This window comes from Psychrobacter immobilis, from assembly GCF_904846235.1.
GTDB classification, from domain to species: domain Bacteria; phylum Pseudomonadota; class Gammaproteobacteria; order Pseudomonadales; family Moraxellaceae; genus Psychrobacter; species Psychrobacter immobilis_C.
The window spans coordinates 15,907-29,838 of the sequence record NZ_CAJGZN010000023.1; the positions used below are offsets into that span (position 1 = coordinate 15,907).

At 43.6% G+C, this 13,932-nt stretch carries 10 protein-coding genes; 5 read left to right on the top strand and 5 right to left on the bottom strand.

Annotated features, from left to right (window positions below):
- Positions 1–319 precede the first annotated feature (319 nt).
- The 3 genes from fba (at position 320) to ruvB (ending at position 3,215) form a co-directional block, all read left to right on the top strand.
- A complete protein-coding gene (fba, locus tag JMX07_RS12380) occupies positions 320–1,357 on the top strand; it encodes a class II fructose-bisphosphate aldolase (RefSeq protein ID WP_057760953.1) in 1,038 nt (345 codons plus the stop codon).
- A 78-nt stretch (positions 1,358–1,435) separates the two neighbouring features.
- Entirely contained in the window at positions 1,436–2,056 is a 621-nt protein-coding gene (gene ruvA / locus JMX07_RS12385) for a Holliday junction branch migration protein RuvA (RefSeq protein WP_201608242.1), read from the top strand.
- Between the two features lie 175 nt (positions 2,057–2,231).
- Entirely contained in the window at positions 2,232–3,215 is a 984-nt protein-coding gene (ruvB, locus tag JMX07_RS12390) for a Holliday junction branch migration DNA helicase RuvB (protein WP_057760949.1), read from the top strand.
- A gap of 113 nt (positions 3,216–3,328) precedes the next feature.
- Here the strand turns inward: ruvB and JMX07_RS12395 are convergent, their stop codons facing one another.
- From JMX07_RS12395 to JMX07_RS12410, 4 genes are all read right to left on the bottom strand, one after another.
- Positions 3,329–4,990 (bottom strand): ABC1 kinase family protein, encoded by a 1,662-nt coding sequence (locus JMX07_RS12395; protein ID WP_201608243.1) that lies wholly within the window; start codon positions 4,988–4,990, stop codon positions 3,329–3,331.
- A gap of 117 nt (positions 4,991–5,107) precedes the next feature.
- Positions 5,108–5,812, bottom strand: a complete 705-nt coding sequence (locus JMX07_RS12400) for an SCP2 domain-containing protein (protein ID WP_201608245.1) — start codon at positions 5,810–5,812, stop codon at positions 5,108–5,110.
- Between the two features lie 100 nt (positions 5,813–5,912).
- The gene (gene ubiE, locus JMX07_RS12405) at positions 5,913–6,983 is read right to left on the bottom strand and encodes a bifunctional demethylmenaquinone methyltransferase/2-methoxy-6-polyprenyl-1,4-benzoquinol methylase UbiE (protein ID WP_227684834.1); all 1,071 of its coding nucleotides are present in this window, start codon (positions 6,981–6,983) and stop codon (positions 5,913–5,915) included.
- Between the two features lie 83 nt (positions 6,984–7,066).
- Complete coding sequence (locus tag JMX07_RS12410) at positions 7,067–7,771, bottom strand: FFLEELY motif protein (protein ID WP_201608246.1); 705 nt, start codon at positions 7,769–7,771, stop codon at positions 7,067–7,069.
- A 320-nt stretch (positions 7,772–8,091) separates the two neighbouring features.
- Here JMX07_RS12410 and JMX07_RS12415 point away from each other — a divergent pair, with 320 nt between their 5' ends.
- Together JMX07_RS12415 and JMX07_RS12420 are read left to right on the top strand one after the other, a co-directional pair.
- Positions 8,092–9,804: an ATPase gene (locus tag JMX07_RS12415; RefSeq protein ID WP_201608247.1), complete on the top strand. Its 1,713-nt coding sequence runs from the start codon at positions 8,092–8,094 to the stop codon at positions 9,802–9,804.
- Between the two features lie 569 nt (positions 9,805–10,373).
- On the top strand, positions 10,374–11,981 hold the full coding sequence (locus tag JMX07_RS12420; RefSeq protein WP_101206393.1) for an inorganic phosphate transporter: 1,608 nt from the start codon (positions 10,374–10,376) through the stop codon (positions 11,979–11,981).
- 116 nt (positions 11,982–12,097) lie between these two features.
- Here JMX07_RS12420 and JMX07_RS12425 read toward each other — a convergent pair whose 3' ends face one another.
- Positions 12,098–13,657: an aminotransferase class I/II-fold pyridoxal phosphate-dependent enzyme gene (locus tag JMX07_RS12425; RefSeq protein ID WP_413786685.1), complete on the bottom strand. Its 1,560-nt coding sequence runs from the start codon at positions 13,655–13,657 to the stop codon at positions 12,098–12,100.
- Positions 13,658–13,932 lie beyond the last annotated feature (275 nt).

Below are 13,932 nucleotides of genomic sequence, written 5' to 3' on the forward strand. Positions count from 1 at the left end.
TTAAAAATGGTCATTGCTTTATAAGCCTCAAAATACTAGAAAAGCCTTGGTGATTGCCAAGGCTTTTTGCGTTGTATGTCATTGTGGCAGTTTATAAAAGTTAAACTGATATTAAGAGACGGTATAGACTGACAAATAGTCGGTCAACCGCTACGAAGACAGAACAATTTTTGCTATAATCACCGCGTGGTAATCATATCCAATATCATTCAGACTTTCACTAGCCTATATACGGTCAGTATGGTCGAATATACAGTGAAATGATTGTTATCAAGCTATTTTTTAAAATACTATTCAAAATCCAATCAGAGAGCGTCTTATGGCCCTAATATCCTTACGTCAACTTCTAGATCATGCCGCTGAACACAGCTATGGTGTTCCTGCCTTTAACGTCAATAACTTAGAGCAAATGCGTGCAATCATGATGGCTGCGGATGCTTGTGATTCACCTGTTATTGTTCAAGCCAGTGCAGGCGCACGTAACTATGCAGGGTCAGCATTTTTGCGTCATTTGATTATCGCTGCGATTGAAGAATGGCCACATATCCCAGTGGTAATGCATCAAGATCATGGTATGTCGCCAGCTATCTGCCAACGCTCAATCCAATTAGGTTTCTCATCAGTGATGATGGACGGCTCACTTGGTGAAGATGGCAAAACGCCAATGGACTACGATTACAATGCTAGCGTCACGCGCGAAGTTGTTAAGATGGCTCATGCTTGCGGCGTCTCTGTAGAGGGCGAAATCGGTTGCCTAGGTAGTCTTGAAACTGGTATGGCTGGCGAAGAAGATGGCTCTGGCGCTGAAGGCGTATTGGATCATGAGCAGCTTTTGACCAGTGCTGATGAAGCTGAGCAGTTTGTAAAAGATACCAATGTCGATGCGTTAGCGATTGCTATCGGTACTAGTCATGGTGCCTATAAGTTCACACGTCCACCGACAGGCGATATTTTATCTATTGAGCGCGTAAAAGAGATTCATGCCCGTATTCCTAATACTCATCTTGTCATGCATGGTTCTTCATCAGTGCCACAAGAATGGCTAAAAGTTATTAATGAAAATGGCGGTGATATCGGCGAAACTTATGGCGTGCCAGTTGAGCAAATCGTTGAAGCGATTAAGCATGGTGTGCGTAAAGTAAACATCGATACGGATTTACGTCTGGCATCAACTGGCGCTATCCGCGAATTCCTTGCAAAAAATCCAAGTGAATTTGATCCACGCAAATACTTCAAAGCGTCTATGGTAGCGATGTCAGATATCTGTACCAATCGTTTTGAAGCGTTCGGCTCTGCAGGTCAAGCACATAAAATTCGTCCAACCAGTCTTGAAGGTATGGTGAACTTTTACCAATAAGACTGTGTTGTAGAACGTAGTAGTTGATCATGAAGTAGCAGCTGATTTTATAATATGCCACATAAGAGGTCGTAAATAATGATTGGATTGATGACCGGACAGGTGCAGTACTTGATGGCACCGACGGCTTGTATCATGACGACCTCTGGTGTGGGTTATGATATCGAACTGCCATTGCCTTCATTTTGTCAGTTACAGCTGAATGAGCAGGCTAGCATCTGGACACATTTCCATGTTCGCGAAGATGCTCAGTTGCTATACGGCTTTATCGATCGAAAAGAGCGTGATGTCTTTCGCCAGTTAATTAAAATTAATGGTGTTGGAGCAAAAATGGCCTTGGCTATGCTGTCTGCAATGTCAGCAGCTGAGCTGAAAATGCACGTCGAGCAAGAGTCGGAAACGGCATTAACTCGTATTCCTGGCATCGGTAAAAAGACGGCGCAACGTTTATTAATTGAGCTAAAAGACAAGCTAAAGAATATCGACGTTGATAGTGGTGCGTTTGAATTGACGCCTCAGGAAACTACGATTTCTCACGAAGGTAGTATCATCGCTGAAGTAGAAGGCGCGTTGATTAGCTTGGGTTACAAAGAAAAAGAAGCTCAGCTAGCGATTAAAGCTGCTAAGAGTAAAGGAGATACTTTTGCTGATACTCAAGGCTTGTTAAAAGCTACTTTGCAACAGCTATCTGGCTTTTAATTCATAGTAACTAGCCGTCTATCGATGACAACTACATAATGTATCAAATTAATAAGCGACATTGAATGTCGCTTATTTTCGTTTTAGTGCTCGCTTAATAAGGTTTTACATGACTTATGCGCAGCGTTTGGTTATGCTATTTGTTAACTAATTTTTTAATATAATGATAAATTCTATGACGCAAGATCGTTTAATTAATCCGCTAGAAGGTGCAAGTGATGCTCCTGATGCCAATATCCGACCAGCATTATTGGCCGAGTATATTGGTCAGCCGGTGGTGCGTGAGCAGATGGAAGTGTTCATCGGTGCTGCTCGTGGCCGTGACGAAGCGCTAGATCACACACTTATATTTGGTCCACCGGGTCTGGGCAAGACGACCCTCGCCAATATTATCGCTCGTGAAATGGGTGGCAATTTGCGTTCTACTTCAGGGCCTGTACTTGAGCGCCCAGGAGATTTGGCAGCCATGCTGACCAACCTAGAAGCGGGTGATGTGTTGTTTATTGATGAAATTCACCGTCTAAGCTCGGTTATTGAAGAGATTCTTTATCCAGCAATGGAAGATTTCCAATTAGACATTATGATTGGTGAAGGGCCTGCTGCGCGTTCTATCAAGCTTGACTTGCCACCGTTTACCTTGGTAGCAGCGACGACTAGAGCAGGGCTACTGACGTCACCACTACGTGACCGTTTTGGAATTGTACAGCGCCTCGAATTTTATAATATCGCTGATCTAACGACGATTGTCAGTCGCGCAGCACGTCTAATGCGTGTACCAATGAGTGAAGATGGCGCTGTAGAGATTGCGCGCCGTGCACGTGGTACACCAAGGATTGCTAACCGCCTATTACGCCGCGTACGTGACTATGCCGAGGTAAGAGGCGATGGTAGTATTAATGGTGCGATTGCTGGTAGCGCGTTAGATATGTTGGCAGTGGATAGACGCGGTCTTGATCATCTAGACAGACGCTATATCGAAATATTGCACGAGCGCTTCGATGGTGGTCCTGCTGGTGTTGAAGCGGTGGCAGCAGCGATGGCTGAAGATCGTGGAACCCTTGAAGATGTGATTGAGCCGTATCTGATTCAACAAGGTTATGTGCTGCGTACTGCTCGTGGCCGCGTACTGACACAGATGGCAATCGATCAGATGCTATAGTATTCAGCATAAAAAATGCGCCTACTTTTAATGAGAAGCAGGCGCATTTTTTTGTTTAAGTCTAAAATTGTGAAAAATTTTCTGAACTGATTGATTAAAAATAAATCTGATTTCTAAGCTAAAATTCGCCAAACAACCACTAGAACAGCCAGTATATAAAATATAGGTGATAGCCAGCCGATGACTTGCGTAGCGATAGCGATAAAAATAGCAAACCCTGCGAGTGCCAACCAGTCACGACGACGGTCGTTTAGCATGTCAGCGCGAATCTGTTGTATCTCGCGTAGTTGACTGTCCTGGCGAGAGCCCTGTGAGGCAAGGCTTTGTAGTCCTTGATCTAATAGTTTAGGGATATCAGTAGTAGACAGGAGTATTTCAGGAAGTTGTTGGCGCAGCTGTTGTAGATTACGCATAGGATCTAATTGCTCTTTAATCCAACTGCTTAGAATTGGCTTGGCAAGTGACCAAATGTCTAGATCAGGATATAAATCACGACCGAGTCCTTCCACATGGACCAAGGTTTTTAGCAAAAGCATCAGCTGCGGCGGGATACTCATATGATGTCTACGCGCAATGTCCAAAATCTGCATCAGTACGCCAGCGAAGTCGATATCATCGATTGACTTCTGTAGCATAGGGCCGACGGTACGTTTCATATCACGCATCAAGGCATGCTTATCAGCATTTGGCGGTATCCAACCTGCACGGCTAACAATATCAACTACAGCGGTGAAGTTATTGTTCATTACGGCAAGTAACATCCGCGCCACGATGAGCTGATCGTCTTTTGATAAAGTGCCCATGATGGCGCAATCAAGCCCGATATAACGTGGCTCATGACCCAAATCAACTGCTGCCATACCTGCATGTAAGGTTTGCACAGGTGGCGTCTCTACGAACACATTGCCTGGATGCATATCAGCATGAAAGAAGTTATCACGGAAGACCTGAGTAAAAAATATCGTTAAGCCTTTTTCTGCCAGTGCTGCACGGTCATAACCTAGCTGATCAAACATCTCAACTTGTGAGATAGGCACACCTTGGATACGCTCCATGACCATGACGTGTTTTGCCGCATCATAGACTTCAGGCACATACATCAATGCCGAACCCAAGAAGTTGTTGCGCATCTGCGTCGTGTTGTCAGCTTCAAGGGTCAAATCCAGCTCATTAAGCATGACTTGGCGATAGTCCTCGACGATATCGATAATGTGCACAGCACGCGCCGCTTCGATACGCGCGGATGCCCAGCTTGCCAATTCGCGTAGCAGCTCAAAATCAGCCACAATCACAGTGCGAATATCAGGGCGCACCACTTTTACCACGACTTCACGCCCATCATGTAGGGCAGCTGTGTGAACTTGAGCGATAGAAGCGGCCGCTAACGGTTTGATATCGAATCGTGCAAACAAGGTTTCAATAGACTGGCCAAGACCATGTTTAGGATGTTGAATTTGGGCGACAGCAATATCAGCGTCAAAAGGCTTAACTTTGTCCTGCAACTGAATCAATTGAGCGATAATCTCAGGCGGTACCAAGTCGCGACGTGTTGAGAGTAACTGGCCAAGTTTCAAAAACAGCGTACCCATGTCCTCAAGCGCATACTTAATCGCATTTGGTTGGTGCTTCTTGCCCCATGCTGCTGGATGCATGCGAATTAATCGCGCCAAAGGCTGCAGCTGCGGTGCTTCTTCGATAGAAAAATGGGTATCAAGGCGATACATTGCGGCGATACGCCAAAGCTCAAGTAGACGAGCGCGGTGCGATAATAGCATGGGATTAGGTACTCTAAACAAAGACGAAAATGGGGTAGGCGCTTAATCATAAATAGTGCCATTGGTAATAGCGTTTACTTATGGGTAATAGCGTTCATTTATGACTGATGCAATTGGCTATTGATGAAACGAGTTATTCAGAAAGCGCGCTTGCTCTTCTTTAATAGCAGCAAGTTTGACTTCTTCACGTTCGACATCAGCACGCAATTTTAACAGCTGCTGTTTAAGATCATTTACTTCAGCTGCCTCAATAGGGTCAGGTGTGCTATTGCCAGCTACCTCATTGGCCCAATCACTAACGTCGTCAAAAGTACGTTTGGCACTATGACGCCAACTACCTTTGAGCTGAGAGATAAGGAGGTGTAACTGACTAGCTATTGGTTTACCGATAAATGGCTCAAGCTGTCCAGCCACGTCAGGATCAAATCCTGCAACCAGTTGTTTGAGCTGCATTAGCACCTTGTAATCACCAGTGATTGGTAAGTTGCCTTCAGCGCCGCGCATCAGATTGAGCAATTGAGCGGCATTGTCTACGGTGATGGTACAGTCTGGACGACTATGACCAAAACGTGCGCGCTCCATGCTGGCTTTTTGGCGCTCATTCATCTGACCGCTTGGCTCAAACACGCTCTCCGTCGTGACTGGCTCAAAGCGTAAACGCTCTTGAGTGAACAATATGTCTAAATGGAGCTCAGGCAATTCCATATTAAGGCGCAACACTTTACCTGCAAGTGGCGCTAAACCTGCTTTGGTAATCTCATCACTAGCAATGGCAATGTTAATTAGCTTTTCGGCACCAGCTAATAGAAGTACAGTTAGCATAAGGCTCTCACATCGTTGAATGAGCGCCTTTGCATTTTCTGCATCAGCGCATATGAGTTCGTATTAGGTTCAGTATGGTCTTGCTAATCGTGCTTTATCGTTACGCTTTAAAGCCACGATGGACAGCCACGATACCAGCAGTCAAGTTATGATAATCACAGCTCTCAAACCCAGCTTGTTGCATCATTTGTTTAAGTGTCTGCTGATCAGGGTGCATACGAATCGATTCGGCCAAATATTGGTAACTTTCAGAATCGTTTGCAATCAGCTTACCCATCACTGGCAATGCGGTAAATGAATACAAATCATAGGCTTTAGATAGCGGCTCAAATATTGGCTTTGAGAATTCCAAAATCAATAGACGCCCACCTGGCTTCAGGACACGATACATAGATTTTAGAGCGGCATCTTTGTCAGTAACATTACGCAGACCAAAGCTAATGGTTATTAAATCAAAGCTTTCGTCATCAAAAGGGGCTAACGTTTCAGCGTTAGCTAATACAAAATCGACGTTATTACAGCCTGCATTGATTAGGCGCTCACGGCCGACTTCTAGCATCGCAGCATTGATATCAGATAGTACCACGTGGCCATTTCTACCAACTTCACGGCTAAATACTTTTGCCAAATCGCCTGTACCACCAGCGATATCAAGGACATGCTGACCAGCACGCACGCCTGATAGACTAATCGCATAGCGCTTCCATAGACGATGAATACCAAATGACATCAAATCATTCATGATGTCGTATTTTTTGGCAACAGAAGTGAATACGTCAGCCACACGTGCTTGTTTTTCTGCTTTATTGACGGTTTTATAGCCAAAATGCGTCTGTTCGTTGCCGTCTGTTTCAGGCGTGTGCGGATTATTGATATCATCACGCTGATTGAACAGGGTTTGTTTTATTGTTTGCTCTGAAGTATTTGTGCGAGTCGTTTTGTCGTTGTTTGGCATAGTGGTTTGTTGGCCTTGCGGCGTCCCAGTTGGTAAATCTTGAACTTTAGTAAAATCGCTATTGTCATCACTAGCAACGCTATTATTCTTGCTCGGCACGACATTGGTTGTTTGATTACGTAATATCTGCGCGCTAATCTGCTGATTATGAGCAATACTGTCTTTTACCAGTTTGTCTTGCAAATGAGCGTTGTTATTACTTGAAGTGTCGGTCATTACATTATCCTAAGGTTTGTTTTTATTAGGCTATGTACAGCCTGAGATATGCCAATAATTATTAGCTATTTAGCGTATTAATTCTATGATACACCAAACCCTACTGGCTTACCGCCATTATGTACTTCATCAACAATTAGCAGTTCACGTTCACAAAATGGTTCAATAAAACTGCTTACGCTACTTAAAGGTTTCATAGCTTTGAAGCCTGCGTCGATAAAATCATAAAGTGGCTGGTAATTGCTGCGATAAGCAGCACCTTTTGCCAATGCAAAGGCTTTTTTGAGCATAAAGGTATTTAAGTGTTTATCAGTGCGGTAACAAACGTCTTTTAGGTTGGCAATCTGTACTCGGCGTTCAGCTTCCTCATTAACCGCACGGTAGGCAGCTAGCATATTGTCTGCGTCCACTGGTAAATTTTGATCGAGTAGCCATTCAGCCAAATGTAGATCTAGCTCAATGGCCAAAATTGCTGCTTGAATCCCCATGCTACCAGCCTCTAATGCAGACTCTTTGGCAAGGCGTTCTAGCTTTTTGGCTTTTGGAAGGATACGTGCTAGTTGTTTTGCTAGTATCTCGAACTCATCACCACCATATAGCTTCGTTAAAAAATAATCTGCCATTAGCTGGTTTTTGGGTTGTTCAAATAGTGCACGATGGGTGTGACGGATACGTACTTGTTGCCATGTTTGTACTTCGTTGAGCTTGGCTCTCAATACAACGTTTTCATGGTGAGGCAGAGCCCAAAAACGTGTCAAATGCTGTTGCAAGTCGGCTAAAGCGGTCATGGTAGTGAATCCTGTAGAAGTAAATAGGGTGATCAAATTTGAGTATGGTTTTTTTAAGTGTTGTCATTCAGGTTTATGAGCTTTTCAACAACTATTCTATCCTATACCCAAAATTGTGTTCACCTTAAAAGAAAATAATTAAGAATACAAATACCAATCTGTTACACAGCAATATTATTTACTCGATTGGCGCAGTGCTATGATTAAATGAGATAAAAATGAGCGATGAGATAGGGATATTAAGAGTTGTCCTATTAATATCTATTCCATAAGTCACTTAACGGTAAAGCAGCCCAATAACGATAATAGCGAGTGTAATCATGTCTAAAAAAAATAATACTACTGAACCAAAAGCACCACAAGCACCACAAGCGGTAAGTACACAATTTAGTGAGCAAGTTGTGGAGCAGCGTCTAAAGCCCAATCCTTTAAGTCAGTTTTCACTGGATGAGGATTCGCTTAGACTGGCATTGGTGACGGCTCAGTATGCTTTAAAAGCTACTCGCCAGCAAACGCCGCCGACCCTCAATAAGCCAACAGGTCTGTTAGTACTAGTTAATGGGATGGAGCAGGCAGGTAAAGGTACAGCCGTTAAGCAGTTACGGCAATGGGTAGATCCAAGGCTGCTTAAAGTTGAGGCCACTATTGGTCATTCGCCATTGAACTATCAACCTATTTGGCAAGCACATACTAGCGCCATGCCGCGTCATGGTGACGTCATGGTATATTTCGGCAATTGGTATGCTGATTTATTATACAACGTCATGCGACTGGCGACATCAGATAGTGAGAACCTTGAAGCATTATCAAATGATAAAGGTCAAACAGATAAAAATTCGCTTCCTATTGCTCAGTGGCAAGACTATCTACAGCAGCAGTTAGACACGCTAAAAGCATTTGAAAACGATCTCATTGCCAATCAAACCAAATTATTAAAATGTTGGTTTCATGTTGATATCGAAACGTTGCACAGTCGCTTAAAGGATGATGAAGCAGATCCGCAGTTTTTGTATCAAATTGACTGGAACAACAAGCAAGTCATCGAGAAGTTTAATGAGGTGGCTGCGACCTTGCTGCGTCAACAGGATGATTGGGTCATCATTGATGGTGATGATAAGTTAGAGGCCGCTGATAACTTTTGTCACTTGGTGCTACACGCTATGCAAACCGCGCTGGCGAGTAGTCAGACAGATACCAATGATAATGGCAACGACAATGACAAGGAAACGTCAGAAAACGATTCCCAGTCCAAGACACTGAAACTTAACTCAGATACTAAACAAAAACAGTTTGAACCTGCACCGATACCTAAGCAACTGACGTCTATTAAAGATAAAAAAATCAGTAAGTCCGACTATCGTGAGGCGTTGGCGGAGAAGCAAGCAAGGCTCGCTGAATTGTTACGCGCACGCCAAGGTCGGCATGTTGTGTTTGCCTTTGAAGGGATGGACGCTGCGGGAAAGGGCGGTGCGATCAAAAGGTTGGTCGCACCGCTAGATCCCCGCGAGTATCAAATCTATAATATTGGCGCGCCGATGCTGTATGAGACTCAGCATCCTTACTTGTGGCGATTCTGGACGAGATTGCCTGACGAGCAAACCAATCGTATTAGCCGTATCGCTATTTTCGATCGTACTTGGTATGGGCGCGTGTTGGTTGAACGTATCGAAGGATTTGCGTCTCCTAATGAATGGCAACGAGCATATGATGAAATTAATCGTTTCGAGGCAGATTTGGCAGCAGCAGGAACGTTGGTTATCAAATATTGGTTAGCGATTGATAAAAAAGAGCAGCTTAAACGGTTTGAAGATCGTCAAGAAACACCGCATAAGCAATTTAAACTGACAGATGATGACTGGCGTAACCGTGATAAATGGTCAGACTATGTGCAGTCTGCAGCAGATATGTTGGCACGCACGGATACAACGACAGCGCCATGGTGTGTTATTGCGACCAATGAAAAACGTCAAGCGCGTTTAGATGTGTTAGATCATGCTGTTGAGCAGTTGTCGGCAATCACCAAAAGCAAGTAGTTGTTAGAAATGCCTAAAGTTTAAGGGCTCTTATAGGTTTATATAGCTGTATTTTTCAAGTATTTCCTAAGTAGGATGGCTCGAAACATATTCGAGTTATCCTGTCTTTTACAGAGTGTGGTCTTGTCCGTATACACTAGCAGTTACAAATCTCGCAATATCATCATGCATTATGTGCTCATATTTAATATAATAGAGCGCAAAACAGCTTCTGCTAAATAATAGTTTTAATTTAGCAATCAACGTGTTTTAGTTATTTAGCATAGATAACTTAATAATTACGACAAAAATTGTTACAATAGCTGTTAGTAGTACCACAAATATCGCTAAGAAATATATAAGCCGCAAGATGCTGTAATCAGACGATTTGGCAATATCACTTGCGGCTTTGTGACATGTTGAAGGATATATTATTTACTTTCGCTCTAGTCAGTTTAAGACCTTCTAATCGCATGTTGTATATTTTATATATGCTACTTCATTAGATGCTGCAATAAGCACTGTGAGTAGCAGCGCAATATTATCAACCTCATATAATTTTAATCAGCTTACGCAGGACGTACTAACGTATGGGTATTAGCAGCAGTTCTACAGAGTCAGTCAAGCCAGTTGGCTCTATGAGAATCAATCTATTTTTTGCCATTTTACTGATTGCGATGACTTCCTACTTTTTGTGGTGGGGTTTAGATTACACCATGCGTCAGCAAACGACGCTATTCATCGTGGCGACCGCTTTTGGTGTCTTTATGGCATTCAATATCGGTGGTAACGATGTCGCCAACTCCTTTGGTACTTCGGTGGGTGCAGGGACGTTGACTATCCCGCAAGCATTGGGTATTGCCGCGATATTTGAAGTATCGGGGGCAGTCCTTGCAGGCGGGGAGGTGACTGATACGATTCGAAGCGGTATCGTCGATCTGGATGGTCTATCAGTGACGCCCAATCAGTTCATTTATGTCATGCTCTCCGCATTGGTTGCAGCAGCATTTTGGCTGTTATTTGCGACCAAAAAAGGTCTGCCTGTTTCGACCACGCACTCCATTATTGGCGGTGTGATTGGTAGCTCCATTGTTTTAGGTATCACGTTAGGTGGTACGGACATGGCACTATCAACGGTAGACTGGGGAACGGTTGGAACTATCGCTATTTCTTGGGTGCTGTCACCGCTACTAGGTGGCGTGTTGTCTTATCTTTTATATGGACAAATCAAGAAAAATATCATTGAATATAATGATAAAACCGAAGCCTATATTGCGACGCTAAAAGGCAATAAAAAAGTCTTAAAGCAAAATCATAAAGAGTTTTTGGATGGTTTGACAGAGTCTGAGCAATTGGCCTATACGTCAGCGATGTTACGCGATCAGGAAATCTATAAAGATGATGATTGTATCGTTGAAGATTTAGAAACTGATTACTACAAAAAGCTTTATGATATTGAGAATGAGCGCAGTAGCCTTGATACTCTAAAAGCACTTAAGCAATGGGTACCTATCATTGCTGCCGCAGGTGGTGCGGTGATGACTTCTCTAGTCGTCTTTAAAGGTCTTAAAAATGTTAATAGCGGCCTGACCACACTACAGGGCTTCTTGATTATGGGTATGATAGCGGCGCTAGTATGGTTAGCGACCTATATCTATACCAAGAGTATCCGCGGTAAGCACAAAGAAGATTTGACCAAAGCGACGTTCATTATGTTTAGCTGGATGCAAGTCTTTACCGCGTCAGCTTTTGCCTTTAGTCATGGTTCAAACGATATCGCCAATGCGGTTGGTCCTTTTGCTGCCATTATGGATGTGATTCGTACTAATAGTATCGCTACGGAAGCTGCTGTGCCACCTGCTGTCATGCTGACTTTTGGTGTGGCACTAATCGTTGGTCTTTGGTTCATTGGTAAAGAAGTAATTCAAACCGTTGGTACCAATCTAGCGAAAATGCATCCAGCTTCAGGCTTCTCAGCTGAGCTGGCTGCGGCGGCGGTTGTGATGGGCGCATCGACGATGGGTCTGCCTGTATCAAGTACTCATACGCTAGTAGGCGCGGTACTGGGTATCGGTATCGTCAACAGAGATACTAACTGGAAGCTTATGAAGCCGATTGGTTTGGCTTGGATTGTGACGCTACCTGCAGCGGCTACTATGTCTGCCATCAGTTATCTTGTATTGAGCAACATTTTTTAATGCGCTGTTTTCATCAGTGAATTATCATAATTGAGTTTTAATAACTAAGTTCAACGCAATAAAAAACGCTTATCAGCATCATGCCGATAAGCGTTTTTTTAATGATATATGACGATTTACTCGGTACCAAACTGCTTACGTTTTTTGGCAAAAAATCTGTCCAATCTATCCATCGCATTTTCTAGGTCAAGCAAGTTAGGCAAGAACACCAGACGGAAATGGTCGGGTCTATCCCAGTTAAACCCAGTACCTTGAACCATCAATACATTTTCTTCAACGAGCAAGTCCATCATAAAATCCATATCATCGGTGATAGGATAGACCTCTGGATCCATTTTTGGGAAACAGTAAAACGCGCCTTGAGGCATGGTACAAGAAATACCTTTGATAGCATTAAGACGTGAGACTGCCATTTCACGTTGCTTATATAGGCGACCCTTTTCAGAAGTCAGGTCTTGCATGCTCTGATGCCCACCCATCGCTGTTTGAATAGCATACTGTCCCTGCACGTTAGAACAAAGGCGCATGGATGCTAGCATATCTAAGCCTTCAATAAAGTCAGCTGCGTGCTGTTTGCGGCCTGATACCATCATCCAACCTGAGCGAAAACCTGCAATACGATGTGACTTCGACAAGCCATTGTAAGAGAGTACTAGCACGTCGTCAGTTAAGGTGCTCATCGGCGTATGTACATTATCGTCATAGAGAATACGGTCGTAAATTTCATCAGCCATGATGATTAAATCATGCTCTTTAGCAACTTCGATGATTTGCTTTAATAGCTCATCACTATAAAGTGAACCTGTTGGGTTATTCGGGTTAATAACCACGATACCTTTCGTTTTGCTCGTAATTTTAGACTTAATATCTTCAATATCAGGGTGCCAGTTGTCTTCTTCATTGCAGCGATAGTGCACAGCAGTACCGCCAGCGAGATTAGCAGCAGCAGTCCAAAGCGGGTAGTCTGGCATCGGAATTAGGACTTCATCACCATCGTTCATCAACGCCTGCATGGTCATGACGATAAGCTCAGAAACCCCATTGCCCAAATACACATCACGTACGTCAACGGCCGACAGCAACCCCTTTGATTGGTAGTATTGCAAAATGGCTTTGCGCGCTGAGAAAATTCCCTGCGAGTCTGAATAGCCAGTTGCCTCAGATAAGTTCATAGCGACATCACGCAAAATCTCATGCGGGGCTTCTAAACCAAAAGGTGCTGGATTGCCTACGTTTAGTTTTAATATGCGTTTGCCTTCTGCTTCCATCTTATTCGCAGTCTGCAATAGAGGACCACGAATGTCATAGCAAACGTTTTGTAATTTATCAGATTTTTTTATGGTGTTCATAGCATGACCGTTTTTCGGGTTGGTTGTCGAATTGGTTTTTGATTTTTTACTAGCGGAATAAGGTGTCGTCGATTGAGCATCAGTTATTTTAATATCTGACTGGGTGTGGGAAATCGTATCTATCTTTTGATGTTCACTGCGCTCTACAGATGATGTCGACTCGTCTGCATCAATAGCTTCATTGTTGAGGTCGCCGCGCAACAGATATCCTTCACTACAGCCCAAAATACGCGCAAGTGTAGGCAGCTTGGATGAGACAATACCATTGGTACCGCGCTCCCAGTTTGAGATAGCACCACGACTCACTTTTGCACCAGCGGCAGTCATGGCTTGCGCTAGCTGCTCAGCAGTAAATCCTTTGTCACGGCGTAACTGTACCAGTCGTTCCGCTTGCGTACCTTTGCCATTGTCGTCAGACATTTTCGTTCGAGCCTTTATTAATCAGTAATTATTCAGAGTAGAAATATATTAAACATTTTGGTGGTGTATCAAAAAGTATGCTGAAGAAATAAAGGAGGGTGACAGTCAAAGCAAGATGATATATTTGAGGTTATGAAGACACAAATAGATATCAGCTGCCCCGACTGTCACAGTCCCAGTTT